This window comes from Candidatus Tectomicrobia bacterium (genome assembly GCA_016192135.1).
In the GTDB taxonomy this organism is placed as follows: domain Bacteria; phylum UBA8248; class UBA8248; order UBA8248; family UBA8248; genus 2-12-FULL-69-37.
Genome location: JACPUR010000002.1, coordinates 15,544 through 36,810 on the forward strand (window position 1 = coordinate 15,544; position 21,267 = coordinate 36,810).

21 protein-coding genes, 1 tRNA gene and 1 pseudogene are annotated in these 21,267 nt (G+C 69.7%); 11 read left to right on the forward strand and 12 right to left on the reverse strand.

Translation table 11 applies throughout. The features are described from left to right. Positions 1 to 3: 3 nt before the first annotated feature. The 4 genes from HYZ11_01845 to HYZ11_01860 form a co-directional block, all read right to left on the reverse strand. Complete coding sequence (locus HYZ11_01845; GenBank protein MBI3126332.1) at positions 4 to 1,485, reverse strand: response regulator; 1,482 nt, start codon at positions 1,483 to 1,485, stop codon at positions 4 to 6. Between the two features lie 122 nt (positions 1,486 to 1,607). Further along, on the reverse strand, positions 1,608 to 2,681 hold the full coding sequence (mltG, locus tag HYZ11_01850; protein ID MBI3126333.1) for an endolytic transglycosylase MltG: 1,074 nt from the start codon (positions 2,679 to 2,681) through the stop codon (positions 1,608 to 1,610). Next, positions 2,678 to 3,115, reverse strand: a complete 438-nt coding sequence (gene ruvX, locus HYZ11_01855) for a Holliday junction resolvase RuvX (protein MBI3126334.1) — start codon at positions 3,113 to 3,115, stop codon at positions 2,678 to 2,680. Before ruvX ends, mltG begins: the two co-directional genes overlap by 4 nt. After that, entirely contained in the window at positions 3,112 to 4,704 is a 1,593-nt protein-coding gene (locus HYZ11_01860; protein ID MBI3126335.1) for a TolC family protein, read from the reverse strand. The genes ruvX and HYZ11_01860 overlap by 4 nt, the downstream gene beginning before the upstream one ends. 283 nt (positions 4,705 to 4,987) lie before the next feature. Here HYZ11_01860 and HYZ11_01865 point away from each other — a divergent pair, with 283 nt between their 5' ends. Further along, entirely contained in the window at positions 4,988 to 5,926 is a 939-nt protein-coding gene (locus HYZ11_01865) for a bifunctional riboflavin kinase/FAD synthetase (GenBank protein ID MBI3126336.1), read from the forward strand. A 289-nt stretch (positions 5,927 to 6,215) separates the two neighbouring features. Here HYZ11_01865 and HYZ11_01870 read toward each other — a convergent pair whose 3' ends face one another. Then, positions 6,216 to 6,842 (reverse strand): LysE family transporter, encoded by a 627-nt coding sequence (locus HYZ11_01870; GenBank protein ID MBI3126337.1) that lies wholly within the window; start codon positions 6,840 to 6,842, stop codon positions 6,216 to 6,218. Between the two features lie 9 nt (positions 6,843 to 6,851). After that, on the reverse strand, positions 6,852 to 7,103 hold the full coding sequence (locus HYZ11_01875; GenBank protein MBI3126338.1) for a glutaredoxin family protein: 252 nt from the start codon (positions 7,101 to 7,103) through the stop codon (positions 6,852 to 6,854). Between the two features lie 131 nt (positions 7,104 to 7,234). Here HYZ11_01875 and HYZ11_01880 point away from each other — a divergent pair. From HYZ11_01880 to HYZ11_01895, 4 genes are all read left to right on the forward strand, one after another. Then, positions 7,235 to 7,321, forward strand: a tRNA-Leu gene (locus HYZ11_01880). 200 nt (positions 7,322 to 7,521) lie between these two features. Beyond that, positions 7,522 to 8,775: an insulinase family protein gene (locus tag HYZ11_01885; protein MBI3126339.1), complete on the forward strand. Its 1,254-nt coding sequence runs from the start codon at positions 7,522 to 7,524 to the stop codon at positions 8,773 to 8,775. A gap of 406 nt (positions 8,776 to 9,181) precedes the next feature. Then, positions 9,182 to 9,562: a type II toxin-antitoxin system RelE/ParE family toxin gene (locus HYZ11_01890; GenBank protein ID MBI3126340.1), complete on the forward strand. Its 381-nt coding sequence runs from the start codon at positions 9,182 to 9,184 to the stop codon at positions 9,560 to 9,562. After that, the gene (locus tag HYZ11_01895; GenBank protein MBI3126341.1) at positions 9,559 to 9,894 is read left to right on the forward strand and encodes an XRE family transcriptional regulator; all 336 of its coding nucleotides are present in this window, start codon (positions 9,559 to 9,561) and stop codon (positions 9,892 to 9,894) included. Before HYZ11_01890 ends, HYZ11_01895 begins: the two co-directional genes overlap by 4 nt. A gap of 365 nt (positions 9,895 to 10,259) precedes the next feature. Here HYZ11_01895 and HYZ11_01900 read toward each other — a convergent pair. From HYZ11_01900 to HYZ11_01920, 5 genes and pseudogenes are all read right to left on the reverse strand, one after another. Further along, a pseudogene (locus HYZ11_01900) lies at positions 10,260 to 10,607 on the reverse strand (transcriptional regulator). An 81-nt stretch (positions 10,608 to 10,688) separates the two neighbouring features. Next, positions 10,689 to 11,990: an esterase-like activity of phytase family protein gene (locus HYZ11_01905; protein ID MBI3126342.1), complete on the reverse strand. Its 1,302-nt coding sequence runs from the start codon at positions 11,988 to 11,990 to the stop codon at positions 10,689 to 10,691. A gap of 196 nt (positions 11,991 to 12,186) precedes the next feature. Continuing rightward, on the reverse strand, positions 12,187 to 12,810 hold the full coding sequence (locus HYZ11_01910; protein MBI3126343.1) for a hypothetical protein: 624 nt from the start codon (positions 12,808 to 12,810) through the stop codon (positions 12,187 to 12,189). After that, a complete protein-coding gene (locus HYZ11_01915; GenBank protein MBI3126344.1) occupies positions 12,807 to 13,121 on the reverse strand; it encodes a hypothetical protein in 315 nt (104 codons plus the stop codon). The genes HYZ11_01910 and HYZ11_01915 overlap by 4 nt, the downstream gene beginning before the upstream one ends. Before the next feature lie 267 nt (positions 13,122 to 13,388). Continuing rightward, on the reverse strand, positions 13,389 to 14,099 hold the full coding sequence (locus HYZ11_01920) for a Bax inhibitor-1/YccA family protein (protein MBI3126345.1): 711 nt from the start codon (positions 14,097 to 14,099) through the stop codon (positions 13,389 to 13,391). A gap of 439 nt (positions 14,100 to 14,538) precedes the next feature. On the opposite strand from HYZ11_01920, the gene HYZ11_01925 reads away from it, so the two are divergent. From HYZ11_01925 to HYZ11_01950, 6 genes are all read left to right on the forward strand, one after another. Next, positions 14,539 to 15,924: a hypothetical protein gene (locus tag HYZ11_01925; GenBank protein ID MBI3126346.1), complete on the forward strand. Its 1,386-nt coding sequence runs from the start codon at positions 14,539 to 14,541 to the stop codon at positions 15,922 to 15,924. Positions 15,925 to 16,020: 96 nt separating this feature from the next. Continuing rightward, complete coding sequence (locus HYZ11_01930) at positions 16,021 to 17,268, forward strand: LLM class flavin-dependent oxidoreductase (GenBank protein MBI3126347.1); 1,248 nt, start codon at positions 16,021 to 16,023, stop codon at positions 17,266 to 17,268. A 191-nt stretch (positions 17,269 to 17,459) separates the two neighbouring features. Beyond that, positions 17,460 to 17,930: a hypothetical protein gene (locus HYZ11_01935; GenBank protein ID MBI3126348.1), complete on the forward strand. Its 471-nt coding sequence runs from the start codon at positions 17,460 to 17,462 to the stop codon at positions 17,928 to 17,930. Between the two features lie 25 nt (positions 17,931 to 17,955). After that, the gene (locus HYZ11_01940; protein ID MBI3126349.1) at positions 17,956 to 18,432 is read left to right on the forward strand and encodes a hypothetical protein; all 477 of its coding nucleotides are present in this window, start codon (positions 17,956 to 17,958) and stop codon (positions 18,430 to 18,432) included. Beyond that, the gene (locus HYZ11_01945; protein MBI3126350.1) at positions 18,429 to 18,929 is read left to right on the forward strand and encodes a hypothetical protein; all 501 of its coding nucleotides are present in this window, start codon (positions 18,429 to 18,431) and stop codon (positions 18,927 to 18,929) included. Before HYZ11_01940 ends, HYZ11_01945 begins: the two co-directional genes overlap by 4 nt. A 365-nt stretch (positions 18,930 to 19,294) precedes the next feature. Further along, positions 19,295 to 19,486 (forward strand): hypothetical protein, encoded by a 192-nt coding sequence (locus HYZ11_01950; protein ID MBI3126351.1) that lies wholly within the window; start codon positions 19,295 to 19,297, stop codon positions 19,484 to 19,486. A 228-nt stretch (positions 19,487 to 19,714) separates the two neighbouring features. On the opposite strand, the gene HYZ11_01955 is transcribed toward HYZ11_01950, so the two are convergent. After that, positions 19,715 to 21,202 (reverse strand): radical SAM protein, encoded by a 1,488-nt coding sequence (locus HYZ11_01955; GenBank protein MBI3126352.1) that lies wholly within the window; start codon positions 21,200 to 21,202, stop codon positions 19,715 to 19,717. Positions 21,203 to 21,267 lie beyond the last annotated feature (65 nt).

Sequence of the window (21,267 nt, forward strand, 5' to 3'; positions counted from 1 at the left end):
CTGCTATTCTCCGCGCTTGATTTTCTCGATCTCTCGCAGGACGATTTTTTCCACCAGGTCGGGTAGCTGCCGTACGACGAGCGCCTCGATGTTGCGGATGAGGGCGGGGACGATGGCCTCGACCGTGCGCTCCAGGCTCTGCCTCACGAGAGGCTCCAGGTCCTCTTCCTTGGGGACTCCGGCGTCTCCGGAGGGAGGCCCGGACGGCGGGGCGCCGGCCTTCAGCGGAATGTCCCAGACCGGGGTCTCGCCGCCCGTCTCCTCGTCGGGGAGCGAAAGGTTGGCCTCCATGAGATCGTCCATGTCGAGTTCGGCCCTGGAGGGCGCGGGGGCGGAGGGGTTTCCCTCCCCGGAAACCCCCGAGGCCGCCAGCTCGGCGTCCAGGTCGAGCTCCTCCCCTTCCGGGAGGCTCGCCTCCGGCTCCCGGCGGCCGGGGCCGCCGAAGCCGGCCTCCGCCGCCAAGCCGAGCAGATCGTCGTCGCCGCCGGCCTGATCCGGAGCCGCGGATTCCGGCGCCGGCTTGTTCATCTCGATGTCCCCCGCCCCCGCCAGCTCGCGCGAGAGCTCCTCCTGGATATTCTCGATGCGGGATTCGGCGGCGCGCACGTCGTCTTCGCTGATCCCTCCGCCGGAGAGGAGCTCGGCCTCGAGCTCGGCGAGTTGCGCCTCCGCCGCGCTCGCCTGCCGGTGCGCCAGGTCGGCTAGGTCCCCGTGCGCCTGCGCCGCCTTGGGGGCGGCGTCATCGAGGTCGAGGTCGGCCCATTCCTCGCCCGGCGGAGCCGAGGGGGCGGCCTGAGGGGCGGCCGGGGCGCCCGGCTTCTCCTCGGCCTCCTCGGCGAACAGGTCCTCGAGCTCGCTGTCGTCGAACAGGCGCACGTCCTGCTGCTCCCGGGGGGCCGTCTGCGGGGGAGCGCCCGCCGTCGGGCCCTGGTCGAGCATCTTCTCCGCCTCAAGGAGCAGGCCGCTATCGTCCTGGGCCTGGGGAGGCATCTCCGCCGGTTGCTCGGAACCGCCGGCGAAGAGCGAATCGAGCTCGTGGTCCTCGAACAGGTCGCGGCCCGCCGGGCTCTCCTGCTTGGGAGGCTCGGCGCCCGGCAGGGAGTCTCCCTTGTCCAGGCCGGTGCGCGCCAGGACGCGCCCCACCTCGGCCAGCAGGCGCTCGGGCTCGAAGGGCTTGATCAGCACGGCGGTGGCACCCGCCTGGCGCGCCTCGCCCTCGCTCATGCGGGACTTGGCGCTCGTGAGCAGGAGGACCGGCGTCTCTCCCAGATCCCCTTCCTGGCGGAGGCGGCGGCAGATCTCGGCCCCGCCCCCTCCCTTCATCTCCGCGCTCGCCACCACGATGTCGGGCTTCACGGTCCGCGCCATGGCGAGGGCCTGCTCGGGCGTTTCCGCGGCGTGGATGGAGAAATCCTGCCCCTCGAAGGTGAGTTCCACCACCCGGTGAATGAGCGGGCTGTCGTCCACGAGGAGCAGGTTAGCCATGCATTCCACTCTCCACCCGGAGCCCAAGCGCATGATACCGGATGGAGGAAAAGGGGCGGATCCGCACCCCAGACGCGCCATCTGCCCCTGGGCGGACGCAGAGAGTGAAGGAAATCATGCCATTAGGGGAGAGTGGGGTCAACCGTTTCCTTTGGTCTCGCCTGGTGGCGGGCGATGGCCGCCAGGTGCTCCTGATACGTCCGCGAGAAGGCGTGCCCGCCCGTCCGGGTGGCCACGAAGTAGAGGTAGTCCACGTCGGCCGGGTGGAGGGCCGCCTCGATGGAGGCGAGGCCGGGGCTGGCGATGGGGCCGGGGGGGAGGCCCCGGCGGACGTAGGTGTTGTAGGGGGAGCCGTACCCGAGGTCCCGCCGGAGGAGGGGCCGGTCCAGCCGGGGCAGGGCATAGAGGACGGTCGGGTCGCTCTGGAGCGGCATCTTCTTCTTGAGGCGGTTCCAGAAGACGGCTGCCACCAGGGGCCGCTCGGAGGCCAGGGGGGTTTCCTTCTCGACGATGGAGGCCAGCGTGAGTACCTGATGGAGGCTGAGCCCCAGCCGCTCCACGCGCTCCCGGTGCCCCGGGCCGAGCTTGCGGTTCAGGTTCTGCGCCATGGCGAGGAGGATGTCGCGGGGCGGCGTGCCGAGAGGGAACCGGTAGGTGTCCGGGAAGAGGTAGCCCTCGAGGGAGCCTCCCCCGGCCTCCGCCCGCGCGACCACGGCGGGGTCGCGGGCGATCTCGAGGAAGGCCTCCCGGGGGCCCAGGCCGGCGCGCTCGGCCGCCTCAGCGATCTCGCGGAGGCTGTACCCCTCGGGGATGGTCACGGTCCGCTGGGCCACCCGGCCCTCGATCAGGGCGCGGTAGATGGCGCGCGGCGTCATCGAGGGGCTGAACTCGTAGTGGCCGGCCCGGAGGCCGCGGGCGCCGCCCCGGAGGCGGGCCTGGAGCTGGAAGGCCAGCGGGTGGCGGAGGAGCCCCTGCGCGCCCAGCTCTCCGGATATCTGGCGCACGCCCTTTCCGGGGTGCACCCGGACGAGGAGGAGGCCCTGCCTTGCGGGGTCGAGGGGGCGATCGAAGTCGCGCCGGAGATAGGCGGCCGGGGCGGAGACCGCCAGGAGCGCGAGGACGAGGACGGGCGCCCGGCGCCGCCAAGCGGGAGGAGGAGCCGTCTCGGGAGGGCCGGGCGCGGGCGCGTCGCTCATGGCCGGGAGGCGGCGGCGCGGCGGCGGTCCAGGTAGCCCTGGAGGATGAGCTGGGCGGCCATCATGTCGCGCCGTTCGGCCCTGCGGCTGGGCTTCACCTGCATTTCGGCCAGGGCCTGGTCGGCGTGCGCGGTGCTCAGGCGCTCGTCCCACCCCTGGACGGGCACAGGGAGGCTGCGGCGCAGCAGGGCGATGAAGCGGCGGGTCCGCTTCGTCTGGGCGGAGTCCGCGCCCGAGAGGCCGAGCGGGACGCCCACCACGACGCGCTCCACCTCGTGAGGCTCCAGGAGGAGCCCGATCGCCCCGGCCAGCCCGGCGTCGTCCCGGCGCTCGACCTGGGCGAGTGGTTGGGCGGTGAGGCCGAGCGGGTCGCTCAGGGCGAGCCCCACCCGCCTCTCGCCGTAGTCCACCCCGAGGATGCGGCCCTGGCTCATTTCGAGGGCTTGAACTCTTGCCGGGAGGGGTTGTCGAGCGTGATGCGGAAGCGCTCGAGGGTGGCGTGCGTCGTCCGGTTCAGCGTGGCGAGGCTCTTGTTGTAGTCCACCACCGCGCGCGTCTCCTCGGTGAGGGCGTTGGCCAGCCGCTCCTGGTCCTCCAGGATGTCGCGGCTGGTCGAGAGCCCGACGCTGAATTTCTTCTCGGTCGCGGCCAGGCGCTCCTCGGCGAGCCGGCGGGCGACCTGGGTTGCCTCGACGCGCTTCTCGTCCGAGCGCACGCGGCGGACCGACCGGCGCACCTCCTCCAGGATGGTCTGCTCCAGCTGGTCGAAGGAGGCCCCGGCCTGGGAGAGCTGGAGGCGGCTCTTCTCCAGGTTGGCCTCGGCGTCCCGGTTGCCGAGGGGGTAGCGGAAGGAGAGGCCGCCCGTGAGGGAGTAGCCCTTGTTGCCCGACATGCGGTCGATGGCGTCGCCGAAGGTGCCCTTCAATCCCTGGTTGCCGGCGCTGGCGATGGCATCGAACTGGGGGAGCAGGTTCTGCCGGGCGCGGGCGAGCTCGATCTTGCGTTTCTCGATCTCGGCGCGGGAGTTCTCGAGGTCGGAGCGCTTCCGCAGGGCGTCCAGGGCGAGCGCCATCTCGTCCAGCCGCACGGGGGCGTAGGCTACCTTCTCGGAGGGGACGAGCTGGATGGACCAGGAGGGGAGGTCGGAGGTGATGTTGAGGAGCTTCTTGAGGGCGTCCTCCTTCTCCTGCACGTCGCGCTCGGCGGCGATGAGGTCCACCTCCCGGGAGGCCACGGTGGCCTCGGCCTCGGTGATCTCGATGGGGGCGAGGGTGCCCACCTCCACCTGGATGCGGTTGCGGCGGAGGAGGTCCCTCGCGAGGTCCACGGCCTTGCGGCGGAACTCCAGGTTCGCCATGGCGAACACCAGGTCGTAGTAGGACTGCTGCACCTGATCCACCACCTCGAGGATCCGCCCGCGGTAGCTCTGAAGCGACTGGCCGCGGGTCACCCCGGCCAGCCGGATGTTGGCCTCGTTCACGTCAATCCCGAAGTTCTTGAGCAGCGGCTGGGTGATGCTCAGGGTCGTCGTGGGTTCATGGCTGGGGGCGAAGAGGACGTTCCCGGAGTTGGAGGTGGTGCGGATCGTCTCGAAGGTGAGGGAGACATCCGCCCCGGTGATGAACTTCTTTGCCAGGCCCGCCGACACGTTCTGGGTGCTGAGGCTGTTTTGGCCCCCGGCGAAGAAACGGCTGTTGCTGTCCAGCTCGGATCGGGTGGTGGTGCCCTCGGCGAAGAGGGCGGGGTCGAACACCGCCTCCTGCTGGGTCACCTCGGTCTCCCGGATGCGCGGGTTGTGGGCCTCGATGGTGATATCGAAGTTCCGCGCCAGGGCCAGGCTGACCGCTTCCTGGATGGTCAAACCCACCCGGGGGCCCTTGACCGCGGGGAGAGGGACGGGGATCTGGGGGCGGTCGAAGATCATTCTCTGCACGGGGGCCTCGGCGGCCCTCCCCGTCCCGGCTGTGAGGAGCAGCATGGCGAAGCCGGCAACCGACAATTGCAGCAGTTCGCGCGGATTCATGGTCTTCCATCCACCCTGGAAAGGAAAAGCCGGGGCCCCGAAAGCGGCAAATGAAACCAGCGGTTCAGCATTTAGACCCGGCCGGGTTCCCGGCCGTGCGGGAGGCGGGTCCGGATCGGGCTCATACTACTGAAAGGGATCGGGGGGCGCAATGGAATCTCCCCTGGACGCGGGTTTTCCGCCGATCGGGCGCCTTTCGCTTTCTTGCGGGTGCCGTCCCCCCTCTGCTAGTAGATATATCCGGTTCCAAGCGTGCGGCGGGCCTATCGCGAGGTGACACCCATTGGATGTCTTCCGGAGCGTCTCATCCTACCCGGCGGGCGAGGCGCGGACCGTCCTCACCATCGGCAACTTCGATGGAGTCCACCTGGCCCACCGGGAGATCTGCCGCATCATCCGGGCCGAGGCCGCGCGCCGGGGGGCGCGGAGCGCCGTCCTCACCTTCGAGCCCCACCCCCTGAGCGTGGTGGCGCCGGAGCGCCGCCCCGCGCTGATGACCTCCCTCGACGAGAAGCTGGCCCGCCTGGAGGCCCAGGAGGTGGACGCCGTGGTGGTCCATCCTTTCACGCCCGAGATGGCCCGGACGCCGGCCGAGGAGTTCATCCGCCGCCTGCTGCACGAGGGCCTCCGGGCCGAGCGGGTGGTGGTGGGCTTCAACTTCCGCTTCGGCAGGGGCCGGGCGGGGGACGTCGATTTGCTCCGCGCCGAGGGGAAGAAGCTGGGCTTCGAGACCCAGACGCTCGAGCCCTTCATGTTCGAGGGGCGCCGGGTGAGCAGCACCGGGATCCGCCGCCTGCTGGCCGCGGGCGAGGTCGAGGAGGCGGCCAGGCTCCTCGGGCAGCCCCACCTGATCGCCGGCCCCGTCATCCCGGGCGAGGGGCGGGGGCGGATGATCGGGATCCCGACCGCCAACCTGGCTCCCCCTCCCGTCCTCGTACCCGCCGACGGCGTCTACGCCTGCTGGGCCCGGCTCGGGAGCCGCGGCGCCCGCCGCCTGCCCGCGGTGACCAACATCGGGAACCGGCCCACCTTCGAGGGCGCCCGCCGCTCCATCGAGACCCACCTCCTCGAGGGCGGGGACGACCTCTACGGCGCGGAGCTCCGGCTCGAGTTCGTCTGCCGCCTCCGGGAGGAGCGCAAGTTCCCGGGCCCCGAGGCCCTCGTCGCCCAGATAAGGAAAGACATCGAGGAGGGCAGGCGGAGGCTGGAGGGAATGCACTAGCACTTCTATTCAGGCGGGTCCCACTCTCCTCGCTCGCCCGGAAAGCCTCCCAAGGTTTTCCCCCTCCCCCCGGGAGGGGGTAGGGGGAGGGAAGCCACAGGATGGCTTTTCCCCCACCCCAGCCCTCCCCCGGAGGGGGAGGGGGCTCTCCAGTCTAGCAACGGTTCATGGGGCGACCGGCCAATCGCCCCTCCCGTTAGAAACCCATTCCTCTCCGGGGCGATGTAGGGGCGTATGGCCATACGCCCCTACGCACCTCGTCGCACCATTGACATCGTAGAGGCCGCCCCTACATCCCTCCCCGCATCCCTTCCCAGAGAAAAAACCCCCCGAAGCCGAGGACGGCCGCCCCGCAGCCCCACTCGATCCAGCGCCAGCCTCCGGGGCCCAGGGCCCCTCCGCCCCGGTGGGCCATCCCGGAGAGGAAGGCCCCCCAGGCGAAGTCGCACACGAGGTGGAGGGCGATCATCGCGGCCAGCGCCCCCGCCCCGCCGAGGGCCCGGGCGCGCGCGATGAGGGCCGTCCCCACCGTCAGCCACCACAGCAGCCAGTAGGGGTTGAAGGCCGTCATGGCGGCCCCGGCGATGAGGGTGGCGCGCTGGCCGGAATTCGCCGCCTGCTCGGCGGGCCCGGCGGGCCGGGCGCGGATCATCCCCGCGCCCATCCAGAGGAGGAAGAGCCCTCCCAGGAGCGAGACTCCCCGGCGCGCGCCGGAGGCTTCAAGGAGGGGCTGGAGGCCCCCCCAGAGCAGGAGGATGAGGGGCGCCTCCGCGAGCGCGTGGCCCGCGTTGGCCCAGAGGCCCGCCCAGGGGCTTTGGCGGCCCCGGGCGAGGATGAGGGCGCTCAGGGGGCCGGGGGACATCACCCCGGTCAGGGACACCCCGGCCACCACCCCCAGGAAGGCGAGCCAGTCCACTGCCCCGGCTCAGCCGCCGGCCTGGGCGAGGAGGCGGCGCAGGCGCGCCGCGTCGAGGCGGTACTTGAAGGCCTTGGCCTCGCCCAGGAAGGCGACGGGCACCTCCTCCCCGTGGCGGGCGGCGAGGGCGGGATCCGTGTCCACGTCGATTTCTTCAATCGGAAGATTCGGGAACTCGGCCCGGAGGGCCTCCTTGGCCTCCTCGCAGAGGTGGCACTGCCGCCGGGTGTAGAGGGTGAGGACGGGGCTTTGCGGGTTCATTTGGCCTCCCCAATCCGGCAGCGGGCCGCGATCCTAGCGCGAAGGGCCCCGCCGCGCACCCCCGCCGCCCGGAAATCCGCGCCTGTCTTGACAATCCCCGCCCCCCCGGATACAAGAATCCTTCGTTCCGGGCCGGAGTGGCGGAACTGGTAGACGCGCTAGATTCAGGGTCTAGTGGCCTTCGGGTCGTGGAGGTTCAAGTCCTCTCTCCGGCACCATTTGAACCGACGTGGGGCCGGGACGCTCGTCTTCCGGCCCCTTGTCCTTTCAGCGTGCGGCTCCCCCCCCGGCTCCGCGCCCCGCCGGAAGGGCCCGGATGCGGCCCCGTCCCCGGAGGTGTAGCTTCGGGAGGGGGGGGCCCCCATTGATGCCATGCGCCGCGCCTGCCTTTGGGTCGGGCGGGCTTTGAGGAGGTCCCATGAAGGTGGTCCAGGGCAGGCTCTCGAACGGCATCCGGGTGGTCACGACCGAGCGGCCCGACACCCGGGCCGTGGCCTTCCACATCTACTTCGGCTGCGGCGGGCGCCACGAGCGCGACGAGGTGGTGGGCGTCTCCCACGCCCTCGAGCACATGGTCTTCAAGGGCACCCCCACCCGCACCACCCTCGACATCGCCCGCGAGATGGAGGGCAACGGCGCCTCCATCAACGCGAACACCGCGGCCGAGCGCACCTGCTACCACTTCACCTCCCCGGCCGAGTCCTTCCCCAAGGTCCTCGAGGTGTACGCCGACGCCGTGAACAACTGCCTCCTCGACCTCGAGGAGTGGCACCGCGAGCGCAAGGTGATCCTCGAGGAGCTCAAGATGTACGAGGACATGCCGCGCCTGTGGGTCTCGGACATGCTCGAGACCCACATCTTCAACCTCCAGATGGGCGTCATCGGCAGCCGCGAGACCATCGGCGCCATCGAGCCCGAGCACATGCGCGACCTCATCGAGCGCTGGTACAGCCCCGGGAACACCGTCGTCTCGGTGGCGGGGGGCGTCACCCACGATCAGGTGATGGAGCTCTCCGAGCGCCACTTCGGCGGTCGCAAGGGGAGCGCCGCGGCCTGCATGTGGCCCCCCGTCCCCTCCAAAAGCCAAAAGCGCATCGTGGAGCAGGCGCGCCAGACCGACCAGGTGAACCTCGCCATCGGCTTCCGCACCTTCGGCCTCGACCACCCCGACGGCCCCGCGCTGCGCGTGGCCTGCAACATCCTCGGCGGCAAGATGAGCAGCCGCCTCTTCACCGAGGTGCGCGAGAAGCGCGGCCTGGCCTACAGCGTGGGCGCCAGCCCCCACCGCTACACCGACGCGGGCTTCGTCGAGCTGAAGGCGGGCGTCGCCCTGGAGAAGGCGCGCGAGGCCACCCAGGTCATCCTCGCCGAGGCCGCGAAGCTCAAGGACGAGCCCGTGGGGGATCAGGAGCTCGGCGAGGCCAAGCGCCACCTGCGGGGCAACCTCCAGATCCACGAGAGCTCCGAGTACTTCGCCGGGAGGAGCGGCTCGAACCTCCTCCTGCGCGGCAAGCTCTACCCGGTCGAGGAGGAGCTGGCCGACATCGGCTCGGTGACCTCCGCCGACATCGCCCGCGTCGCCCGGGACGTCTTCCGCCCCGAGAAGCTCACCCTCGCCGTCATCGCCGAGAAGCCCCTCGGCGCCGAGCTCGAGCCCGCCCTCCAGGTGTAGGGGCGGGGCGCTCCGCTTCCCGGGACCCCGAAGCGCCGGGCCTTCCTCGTGGCCGGACGAGGGACATTCTTAGGGTCTTTTCCCGTTACTAAGCGTTACTTCGCGTGACGCCCGCCTTGGGCCCGCGGTCGGACCGCCCCGTTTTTTGATGGGCTTTTTCCCTCAATTTCCCTCAATATCCGTGACGACCCTCCCTTGAATATCCTTTTTGCCCGGTTCGGCGGCCCCCGGCGGGGAAACCGGCGCCGGGCGCACCCCGCCCGGAGGGAATGTAGGCCCTGGGAGGGGAAAGCCACTTACACCAATTTCCGCCATTTTCGCGCTGGTTCATGGATGGGAGGGAAATCTTGGAATCGGAGAGAAAGCCTTGGGTTGCGGGAATATGGCGAAATGACCATAATCAGGCATGCTTGGCACAGTGCCGAAGCCCCTGGAATGGGTCGGGTCGAGCAAGAAGGATTTGAAGGCATTTCCGGGCGCCGCCCAGGATCATATCGGCTTCGCCCTGTATCAGGCCCAAATCGGCCTGAAACACCGGGACACGAAGCCATTGAAGGGGTTTGGCCCGGGGGTGCTGGAGGTGGTGACGGATGCCGGCTCGGATACCTACCGCACGGTGTATACCCTTCGGTTCCGGGAGGCGGTGTATGTGTTGCACGCTTTCCAGAAGAAGTCGAAGCGGGGGATTGCCACGCCGCAAACCGATATCGAACTGGTGAGGCGCAGGCTGAGGCTGGCGGAGCGGCATTACCGGTCGGCCTACGGAAAGGAAGGATCGGGCAAATGAGCGCGAGACGAAACGCCAAGGTGGAGCGCGGCTCCGGGAACGTTTTCGCCGATCTCGGGCGGCCGGACGCCGAGGCCCATCTGCTGAAGGCGGAGCTGGTCGCCCAAATCGACCAGATCATCCGCCAGCGCCGCATGACCCAGGCGCGGGCGGCGAAACTCTTGGGAATCTCCCAGCCCGACGTGTCGCGCCTGTTGAGGGGCCACTTCCGCAGCTATTCGATGGACCGCTTGCTGCGCTTTCTGACCGTCCTGGGGAGGGATGTCGAAATCCTGATCCGCAGAAGGCCCCGCGCCCGCCGCCAGGGCAAGGTGACCATCGAGGCGGCCTGACGTCCGATGCCATTCTCATCCCACTCCTGCGAACTCTGCCCGGCAGCGGGCGGGAGGTTGGCGGGGCTTCGGGGCGGATGAGGACACGGGGGGCTCTAAGGCGGCGGGGTAAGCGCGCAGTTCGTTCAGTTGTTCGATTCTTTTTGTTCCTCCGTGATGAAATTTTTCACGTCCCACCTGTTAAGGACAGCGACGATTTCCCGATTCCGATATAGTTCGTACTTGTACTGATCGTGCTCGATACGTGTGACATCTGAAAATTCATATTCCTCCCCCTTGTGCATCTCGACCTTCACTTTCTTGGTAGCGCTCATTGGACCATCTCCTTTGCTGGATTCTTGCTTTGCCACGTCAGGCTCATGCGTTAAGATTTCAAGCGGAATTCCCAAGCCACGATGGAGCGCCCGGATCATTTGCAGCGTGAGTCCCCGCTTGCCGCTCAGCACTTCCGACACCTTACTTCTACTCCCGATATAGGGGACGAGGTCCTTCTGCCTCAGCCCCTGCTCCTCCATCCGGACCAAGATGGCCTCGATAGCCGTGGGCTTCTCGATGGGGAAGTGCTTCTTCTCGTAGTCCTCGACGAGGGTGGCGAGGAGTTCGAGGCGATCCCCCTCGGGCGTGCTCGGGGCCGGATCAAGAGCCACCAGGCGTTCCACCTCGGCGAGGAAGGCCTTGTGATCCTCTTCGGTCTTGATCAGGCGCGGTTCCATCTCATTCCCTTCTAGCGAACCATGACAAAAGGCCGGGATTTTCACCCCAGCCTCTAATTGTAACGGAAAGAGGTTTTGAATCTACTCCCTTCTAATCCCGTGCCCGCGGAGGACGAGGACGAGGGTCTCCTCGCCGGCGATGCCGAAGTCGTTGTCGTTGATGAGCAGAAGGGAGCCGTCCCCGAGGAAGGCCATGCCCTCGATCTTGCCGGGGGCCTCGGGGTGATCGGCGGAGTCCCAGCGCAGGGTCTTGCGGACGGGGATGACGCCAGCCGCCGCGAGGTCGTCCGACTGCTCGAGGGTGGGCCGCGCCGCGGGGTCGTCCCACTTGGAGCCCAGGATGTCCGTGGCGCCGCGCAGGTCCGCCTCGTGGAGCTTGGTGGTCTTGTCGGTGCGCTCGAGGACGAGGAGGCGGTCCGGGCCCAGGGCGTGGGCCTCGCTGACGCGGATGACGGCCGGGCTCTCGGAGGGGTCCTTGCGGAAGGTCCGCGGGTCGTCGAGCCGGTAGACGTACTGGCCAACGACCTTCCCGGCCCGGAGGTCGAACTTGAGGATGCGGGTGTTCCTGGATCGGGCGAAGGCCCGGGCGTCGGGGTTGGCGAGGGGGCTCTGGAGCATGAAGTAGAGGAAGCGCTCGTCCGGGGAGAGGGCCATGGATTCGATGCCCCGGTTGCCCTGCCGCCGCGCGAGGATGGCCGGGAGCCCCCCCTCGACGGGGTAGTTGGCCCCGGCGAAGTCCCGCTCGCTCCCGGCCGGGACGATGCGCTTGAGGACCCGGCCGTCCGGGCCGGCGTGCAGGATGCTCGGGGCGTTCTCCTCCCCGATCCAGAAGGTGCCGTCCCGGAGCCTGACGAGGCCCTCGGCGTCCACGGCGCCCGGATCGGGGGGCAGGGGGTTCCCCCGGCCGTCCACGGCGTTCTCGGCCGCCGCCGCGGTCAAGGGGTTCGGGAGCCCGGTGAGGGGGCGGCCGTCCCGGTCCTTGAGGGGGATGACGCCGGCCAGGGAGAAGGTGCCGTCCTCCCGCAGGAGGATGCGGTAGATGGAGGGGCGGTAGTCCGGCACCGGGTAGATGCGGACGTCCCGGCCCTTGCAGAGCTTCTCCATTTCCAGGCCGGTGACCGCTTTCACCTCGCCGCAGGCGAAGTTGGGGCCGCGGTCGCCCAGGCCGTGGAACTCGTTGGGCGGGTCCTGGGGGTGGCGGAAGGCGGCGCTGCCCACCCCGTGGGTGAAACGGAGGCTCTTCCCGCCCTCCCAGGCGTAGGTCTTGAGCTCCAGCCCGGGATCCTGGCTCTTGTAGATGGTGATCGTCCCGGCGGCCTGGGCGGGGAGGGCGGCGGCGAGGGCGAGGGCCGCCGCGGCGAGGCCTAATCGGAGTCGGCTCATGCGCGGTTCTCCAGAGTGGGGGTGGCTTCTCCGCCGGGGGAGCGAGCGTACCCTCGAATATAGCCGGTCTCCGCGGCAATTTGGATGCGTCTGTGCGCAGGTTTCGAGACGGAAATGACGAGGGCGAACCCAAGGACCGGGATATTATTCTCCGGCCATTCGATTGCGAACGGAAAGAATCGCGCGGCCTGGCCGGTCAGGCTGGCTTGTTGGCCTGCTTGAAGCTGCGGTAATGGGGGCAGGGCTGGAAGCCGTTCTCCCATTTGCAGAAGCTGCGGAGAAGCTCGGGCTGGGGCTGGAAAAACTTCCCGGCGGCGGGGTCGAAGCACAGATGCCCGCCCTCTTTCGAGCGGATCCCGAACGGGCACATGTCGTACTTGGCCGTGAGCGAGGGCATGTTCCGTCTCAAGATGTCCCGGTCGATGTAGAAGATCAGCGCGTTCTTTCCGGCGCGGGCGGTGGCGCCCCTCGCCAGGGAGATCGTCCCGAAGACCACGCCCGGTTCGATCTGGAACGCCTTCCCGCCGTTCGCCTGGAAGATGATCTCGCCGGTGACCAGGAGGCAGAGGCAGTCGCCGCCCTCGGCCGGGCACGTGAGGGTTTCCCCCTCGTCGAAGGTCTTGCTCCTGGAGAAGCGAAGGAAAAGGAGGGCCTCGTCCTCGCGCATGTTGCGGAAGAACCGGAGGTTCCGCTGGAGCTTCTGAATCACGGTGCGAAGCTCGGGTGTCAGTCCCGCGAAAGTGCGGTTCTCGAACGCCACCTTGCGGACGAAGAGGGTTTCCCGCTCAAGCCGGAGATCGCGCGTGTCCTGCCCGTTCATGCTTTCCTCTCTTTTCCTTCGCCGGGCCTGGGGGATAGCCCCTCTCCGTTCCTCTGCATGAGCCCCGGGGCGCTTGCCGCCTGATTTTCCTGGAAGTGGGGGCACTTCGCATGGGCGAAGAGGCAGAATTTCGCCTGCCAGCCGGCCGGGACCGGCGTGAAGGGCCGCATGATCGCGCGGAAGAAGCCCCGCTTCAGGGACGGGCGCCCGTGGCAGACGTTCCGCGAGGACGGGTAGCTTCGCACGCCGTCGGCTCCCTGGAGGTCCCCGAGGTAGGGGCAATGGCGGGGAGGCTTGATGTCCAGGTTCATATTTTCCCCGCGGACTCCTCCCGGCGGACGCCCACGCCCCAAAAGGGCTCTTCCCAGATCCCCCGGGAGGGGCTCTTTCTCTCTGAGCCTGCGGTTATGAGCCCCTGGATCGCCTGTACGCCAGAATTAACATGCGCTTATCATTTTTATTCCCTGACATTTTTGTCCAAGAGAACCGGCTTTAAGAGTTTCGAAATATAAGGGCATATGCCAGCAAAAAGCCGGGGCTTTCGCCCCGGCTTTTTGGATTTTCGCTCTTGCGATGCGCTAGTCGCGCGAGCTCCCGAGGAGCTGGGTGAGGTAGATGAACATCAGCACGAAGTCGAGGTAGAGCTCGAGCGCGGCCATGACGGCGGCGCGGCGGCCGGTCTCGCTGTCCGTGTCCTGCGACATGGCGTAGTCCTTCATCTTCTGGGTGTCCCAGGCGGTCAGGCCCGCGAAGATGAGAACGCCGATGGCGCTGATGGCGAAGTGCACCCCCGGGCTCTGGAGGAAGATGTTGACCACCGAGGCGATGACGAGCCCGATCACCCCGACCATGCAGAAGCTGCCGACGGCCGAGAGGTCGCGCTTGGTGGCGAAGGCGAACAGGGTGAGGCCGCCGAAGGCGCCCGCCGTGACGAAGAACGCCTGGGCCACCGACTCCCCGGTGAAGCGCAGGAGGAGGGTCGAGACGGTCACGCCCAGCGAGGCGCTGTAGAGCAGGAAGAGGAGGCTCCCCGCGCCCGCTCCCTGGCTCCGCATGACGGGCCGGATGGCGAGGACGAGGCCGATCTGGACCAGGAAGACGACGAGGAACCCGAGCGGATTGCCGAAGATCAAGCGGATGGCGGCGGGGCTCCCGGCGATGTACCAGGCGGTCAGGCCCGTGACGACGAGGCCGGCCGTCATCCAGCCGTAGACGCGTTGCATGAAGGCCGCGGCGTCGGCGGCGAGCACCCGCTGGCCGGTGGCCTGGGCGAATTGCTGCGAGCGCATGTGCGTACCTCCCGAATGTGAGCCGGTCCCCTCTGGCCGGCGGCGTCCGGCCGGGCGATAGGCGCTCGCCCCAGCGGACCAATAAAGTGTACCGCAAGGGGCGGCCCCCTGGCGAGGGGCAAAAAACAAGAGCGGACCGGCCTTTCTCGCCGGGGAGAGAAGGGGGTAGATTGGTGATGCGCGAACGGATGCATGGGTAACGAGCACCCTCCCCCTGAATTCTGGGGTCCCCCAAGCGGCGAGCCGCTTGGGGCGGGGGGGGAGGGTGGGGAGGGAGAAACCTCGCCGGGAATCTTCCCCCCCCTGCGCGGGCCGAAGCCTTTACGCCTTCGCGAAGTTCGCTCCCGCGGGCGAAGGCCCGGAGGGGAGAAGCCAAAGCGAGCCGCTCTTGTTCGGGGACCCGGGGCGGCGTGACGTGGAATGCTGAAGGGGCCACTCCTTGCGCCAGCCCATCCTTCTCCTCGTCCTGGGCGGGGCGGCCGACCGGGCCTGCCCCTCCCTGGGGGGCCGCACGCCGCTCCTCTACGCGCGCACCCCGAACCTGGACGAGTTCGCCCACCACGCCCAGTGCGGGGTGGCGGAGGTCCTCGGGCCCGGGGCGGCGCCCTCGGCCGACCTCGCGCACCTGGCCTTCCTCGGCTACGGCGCGCGCGAGCACCACCCGGGCCGCGCCTTCCTGGAGGCGCTGGGCGAGGGGCTGGACCCCCTGCCGGACGAGGTCGTGCTGAGGGCGCGCCTCGCCCTCGTCCAGGTGCGGCGGATGCGCCTCGTGACCTTCGACCGCGCCCCCGTCCTCCCCGAGGAGGACGCCCGGCGGATGGCCGAGGCCGCCGCCCGCTGGGAGGACGAAGCCTTCCGCGTCCGCCTCGTCCCCACGGGAGGAGGGGAGGGGCTCCTCTTCCTCCGGACGGCGGAGGGCGAGGCGGCCTCGCCCCACCTGCGGGACTCGGACCCCTTCGCCGCGGGGCGGGACCTGCGCCGGCCCTCGCCCGAGCCGGACGCGCCGGATCCTCCGGCCGCCCGGCGCACCGCCCACGCCCTGGCCGAGTATCTTCTGTGGGCCTACCGGGCCCTGAACGGGCTGGATATAGCGGCCGTGCGCGAGGCCCGCGCGCGGGGGCTGCGCTGGGCGCTCCTCTCGCGGGGGGCGGGGCGGTGGCGGCGCGTGCCGCCCTTCGCCGGGTGGACGGGGCTTCAGGGGGGCATCCTGGCCTCGGAGCCCGCGCTGCGGGGGCTGGGCCGCTTCCTGGGGCTGCGCTGGATCGAGCCCCCGGCCCGGCCCGACCCGGCCGATCAGATGGAGGCCGCCATCGCGGCGGGGCGGGCGGGACTGGGGGCGGGGCTGGACTTCGTCCTCGTCCACGCCCCGGGGCCGGAACGGGCCGCGGCGGAGGGCGTCCAGGCGAAGGCGCGGGCGCTCGAGGCGGTGGACCAGGGGCTGGGCGTCTCGCTGCTCCACATGGCCCGCTCCGGGGAGGCGGTGGTGGCCGTCACCGCGGACGGGGCCGCCCCCTGCGAGGGGGAGGCGGCCATGCTCCGGGGAGCCGAGCCCGTCCCCTTCGCCGTGGCGGGCCGGGGGGTGGTGGCGGACGCCTGCCGGCTCTTCGACGAGCTGCACTGCGCCGAGGGGATGCTCGGGCGCTTCCGGGGGGAGGAGGTCCTGCCCCGCCTCCTCGCCTTCGCGGACCGGGGGCGCAGGGCCGGGCTGCTCCCGCCCCGGCCGGGCGAGCGCCTGGAGCCCCCGCCCACGGAGCCCCTGTGGGACGCGGGGGTGTGGGAGGAGCCCGGCCCCGCCGAGGGGAGCCACGGCCCGGAATCCGCTTGAGGGATTCGCCCCCCGGGACTGGCGGCGGCGGGGGGCGGCGGTTATCCTGCATCCCTGCATCCATCTCGAAACGGCGAGACGACACAGGGGGGCCCGATGGCCAAGCCGAAGGTGATCATCCAGCTCTACCCCATGCTGCCCGCGAAGGACCGCGCCGACCGCGAGAGGAAGCGCCCCCTGGCGCGGGACGGCGAGCTCTACCACAAGGTGCTGCACGACTGGCTCGACATCGTGAAGGCGGCGGACGCGATGGGCGTCTGGGGCGTCAGCACCATCGAGCACCACCTCCACTCGGAGGGCTACGAGGTGGGGCCCAACCCCGGCGTGCTGAACGCCTGGTGGGCCGGCCACGTGAAGCAGGCCCGCATCGGGGCGCTCGGCTACGTGATGGCGGCGCAGGACCCCATCCGGGTGGCCGAGGAGACCGCCATCCTCGACCACATCACCAAGGGCCGGTTCTTCTGCGGGGTGGCGCGGGGGTACCAGTCGCGCTGGACGAACATCCTGGGCCAGTTCACCGACTCGGTCGCCACCGTCTCCTCCGACCTCGGCGGCAAGGACGACACGCGCAACCGCGACATCTTCGAGGAGCGCGTGGCCATGCTCCTCAAGTGCTGGACCGAGGACGCGGTGGAAGTGAAAGGGGACTACTACCAGATCCCCTATCCCCACGAGACGGGGGTGAAGGTCTACCCCGCCTGGCGGAGCGCCCGGGACGCGGGCGCCCCGGGCGAGATCGGCCCGGACGGCTCGGTGCGGAAGATCAGCGTGGTGCCCAAGCCCTACCAGTCGCCCCATCCCCCCATCTTCCAGGCGGTGAGCGCGAGCGCCGACTCCATCAAGTTCGCCGCCAAGAACGGCTTCCGGCCCGTCTACTTCACCAAGCTCGAGAAGATGGAGGAGTTCTCCCACCTCTACGTGAAGGAGGGCAACAAGGCCGGCCACCCCTTCCAGCTCGGCGAGCGCCAGTGCGTCTGCCGCTGGATTCACGTGGCCGAGACGGAGAAGGAGTACGCCGAGAAGCTCCGCCGCTGGGACCTCGACATCTACCAGAACTTCTACGTCCCCTTCTTCCCCCAGTTCCCGAACGACACCGCCGGCCTCGACTGGATCCAGAACATCAAGGACAGCGGCATCTTCCTCGGCGGCACCCTGGAGCAGCTCACCGAGGACTGGGTGCGGACCTACGAGAAGGTGCCCTCCGAGTTCATCACCCTCATCTGGCACTACGCCCAGTGCCCGAAGGAGGAGGTGATTCGCGAGCTCGAGGTCTTCATGACCCAGGTGCTCCCCCACCTGAGCGCGCCCGAGCCCTGCGGGGTGACGGTGGGGGGAGTGGCGTAAGGGGGGGCAGCTCGGCCATTCCGTCTGTAGGGGCGCCTGGCCCCGGCATGGGAATCTTCCTTCGCCTCCCCGGCCAAGAGCGGGCGTGGACCCCGGCGCCTCCCTCCGGTGTTTGTTTAGCAAGAGACTTTACCGGCTGTCGGAGGAGACCGGCGCGCGGGGCGGGATTTCATGCCTCGGGAGGGGTCGTCATGGCGCGGAGGGGCGGCTTCAAGTTGAGATGGGGGGGCTGGATGATCGCCCTCGCCGCCCTCGGCCTCCCGGCCGAGGGGCTGGTGGGAGGCTACTTCCGGCTGGAGCCCCGGTGGCTCGACGCCGAGGTGGCGGACCGCTGCCGGGGCGACTTCCTCGTCTTCGAGGAATACCAGGCCGAGCCCCACCAGCCCTTCATGGCGGTGGTCAGCGGCCGGGGCTACCGGCCCGGGGCCATGGAGTGGAACCTCCAGGTCCGGGTCGAGGAGGGCAAGAGCCTCCCCGCCTACATCCGCCAGCTCGGAACCTCCCTGGGCAACTACGCCATGATCTCCCAGGAGACCGGAGGGGAGTTCCTCTGCGGCCTCCAGCACCACGTCATGCGCGTCTTCGTGGACGTCGAGACCAAGCGCGTCGACGTCCACGGCAACACCGCCAAGGTCAGCGGCGGAGGAGCGGGCGGGGAATGAGGGCGCCGGGAGAAGGAGGCGAAACATGAAGAAGCGGCTTGGAATGGGGTTGAGAATTCTGGCCCTTGCGATCCTGCCCGTCCTCAGCTCGCCTGCCGAGAGTTTCTTCCACTCGGACGATTTCCGCCGGCTGGGGGCCAGGCGCTTCGAGCCCGGCGCCGTGGAGAGGTGCCAGGGGGACTTCCTTGTCTTCGAGGAGTACCAGCCTGAGCCTCATCAGCCCTTCCTGGCCGCCGTGGCCGCCGGGAACTTCCAGGCGGGCGCCGTGGAATGGAACCTGAGGGTCCGCGTCGAGAAGGGCGAGAGCCTGGGCGGCTACGTCCGCCGGCTCGGCGATTCGCTGGTCAACTATTCCATGATCTCCCAGGAAGCCGGCGGCCAGCCGCTGTGCGGGCTGCAGCATGAGGCGCTGAACATTTTCGTGGATGTGAAGGAGAGGCGCGTCGACGTCCGCGGCAACATCGCCAAGGTCAGCGGTGGCGGGAACGCGAGCGGGCAATGAGGGCGGCGGGGATATCGGCGAGACGCTTCCGGCGCGCCCGGGCGATCCTGGCGCTGGCCCTCGCGGGCCTGGCCGCCTCGGCCGAGGCCTTCTTCCAGATGGAGGGCTACCCCCGGCTGGAGCCCAAGCGGTTCGACGCCGCCGCGGTGGAGCGGTGCGCCGGGGACTTCCTCGTCTTCGAGAGATACGAGCCCGAGCCGGCCGAGCCCTACGTCGCCGTCCTGCACGCCCCCGGCTTCCGGGAAGGGGCGGTCGACGGGGACGTGAAGGTCCGGGTGGAGAAGGGCAAGAGCCTCGGCGCGTACCTGGGGCGGATCGGGGACTTCTCGCACAACTACCACATGGTCTCCCAGGAGGCCGGCGGCACGCCCATCTGCGGCCTCGCGCACAACGAGCCCAGCCTCTTCGCCGACGTGAAGGAGCGGCGCATCGACGTGCTGCGCCTCGGCAGGGACGCGGGCGGCAAAGGGAGCGTCATGGGGGGCGGCGGGCCGTGAGGGGCGGGGAGACAGAGGGACAGGGGCAGCCCTTGCGGCGGCCCAAGAACCGAGCGGACATAAGGCCCAGAATAGGCAAGGATTTTCCCCCTCCCCCTGGGAGGGGGTAGGAGGAGGGAGCTTTGGGCAGAACCTTCCCCCACCCCTGCCCCTCCCCCGGAGGGGGAGGGAAGATCAATTCATCCGCGAATCCTTCGGAGGTTAAAGTGCCCCCCAAGGCCGACTGGTACTACCACCGCCCCGGCTGAGCCACCTGCGCCAAGTCGCAGGGGTTCCTTGCGAAGAAGCAGATCGCCCTGGCCGAGCAGGCCGACGCCCGGAAGCGGCGTTTTGGCGAACGGGACGCCCTCGCCCTCCTCGACGGCGTGGATGTCCTCTACGCCGCCAAAGGGAAAAAGGTCCACCGCCTCGACCTCAGGAAAGACAAGCCCGCGAAGTCTGACCTCCTCGCCCTCCTCCTCGGCCCGAGCGGCAACCTCCGCGCCCCCGCCATCCGGAAAGGCGGGACCTTGGTCGTCGGGTTCGAGGAGGGGATGTACAAGGAGGTGTTCGGGTAGGGGATTTTCGCCGCACGAATGGTTTCGGTGTCATTCCGAGCGCAGCGAGGAATCTTCGAGTGTGGCCGCACGCGAAGATTCCTCACTCGCTTCGCTCCGTTCGGAATGACACCTTATGAACTTGCGTCGGACAAAGACATTCCATATCCATGTGCACCCAGAAAAGCCTCGCTTCACTCCTCTTCTCTTTCCTCCCTACAGGGCCAACTGGCCCTCGGTGGGCTCCGCTCAGCAGAACCAGGATTCGGTGAGGCGGGGGGGCCGCGCCCGGTCCGGGGGGAGGGCGCCGAGGGAGGACCCGGCGCGCCCGGGCATCTCGAGGATGCGGGCCGCGAGGGCGCGCAGGCGGGCGAAGGTCAGGGCGGGGTCCTCGTCATGGGCGGCGGCCTCCTCGGCGAGCGAGAGGGCCTCCTCGTGGAGGCGGTCCATGCGCGGGTCGGGGTGGGCCCAGCGGTGGACGAAGTTCTCCTGGTCGAGCTCTAGAAGATGGGGCGCGAGGTCGGGCCGCCCGAGCAGGGCCGAGCCCGGGGGGATGAGGAGGCGGATGGCCATCTGCACGGGGTCCACCTCGTCCTGGAGCCTTTCCTCCTCGATGAAGTCGAGGAGCTCGAAGTAGTCCCCGGCGGAGGTCCAGGGGGTGAAGGCGAGCAGCGAGGGCCGGAGCGAGAGGCCGGCCGCCCGGCAGGCCGCGAGGGCCTCGAATACGTCCTCGCGCGTGTGGCCCTTGTCCAGTATCCCGAGCAGCCGGTCGTTCAGACTCTCGACCGCCGAGACGGCGAAGAGGCCGCCCAGGCGCGCCAGCTCGGGGAGGAGGTCCCGGTGCTTCACGAGATGGGAGACCTTGGCGGTGAAGTCGAAGGTGAGGCCGGGGAACTCCGCGTTCACGGCCCGCGCCACCCGCAGCGAGTGCGAGGGGCCGTTCAGGAAGTCCGGGTCGGCGAAGGTGAGGTGGCGCGCCCCCTGGGCGGCGAGGCGGCGCACGTCCTCGAGGACCGTCTCCCGGGGCACGGCGAAGAAGCGGCCCCCGTACACCGGGGGGATGGGGCAGTGCAGGCACAGGTGCTTGCAGCCCCGGCTCGCCTCGACCGCCCCGGCCAGGAGGAGCTCGCCGTCCCGCGCGAGGCGGGCGTAGGAGGCGAGGGGGGGCAGGCCCTCCCGCGAGGGGGCGGGCCAGGGGAGCTTCTCCAGGAGGGGCCGGCCGGCCCGGCCCTTCAGGGCCAGCCCGGGCACTCCCTCCAGGGGGTGGCCTCCGGCCAGGGCCCCGGCGAGCGCCACGAGGGAGGCCTCGGCCTCCCCGCCCAGGCAGGAGTCCCCGCCGTTCTCCAGGAGAAAACTGGCGTTCAGGAGGGCGTAGAGGCCGAAGAAGCAGATGTGGCAGCCCGGGTTCATCTCGCGCGCCCGGCGCGCGGCGGCCAAGCCCAGCCGGAGCGCCGTGTGCATGGGGACGCTGACGCAGAGGAGGCGGGCCCGGAGCACTTTCTCGCCCGAGAAGGGTTCGGCGGCCACGTCCATCGCGGCGGGGCGGAAGCCCGCCCGGCGGAGGAAGGCCAGGGGAGCGGCCGCCCCCAGGGGCTGGCGGCCGAGCTCGTAGCAGGAGACGAGGAGGACGGCGCCTTCCTCCGTCCACTCCGGTTCCCGGGGGCACTCGGGTGCCCGGGGGCACTCCGGCGTCCGGGGGGAGTCCGCTGCCGGGGAGGTTTGCGTCCGGGGAGTCATGCGCTCATCCGGCGGCTGCGGGAGAAAGAAAAGGCCCCGGACGCACCGGGCGTCCGGGGCCTGGG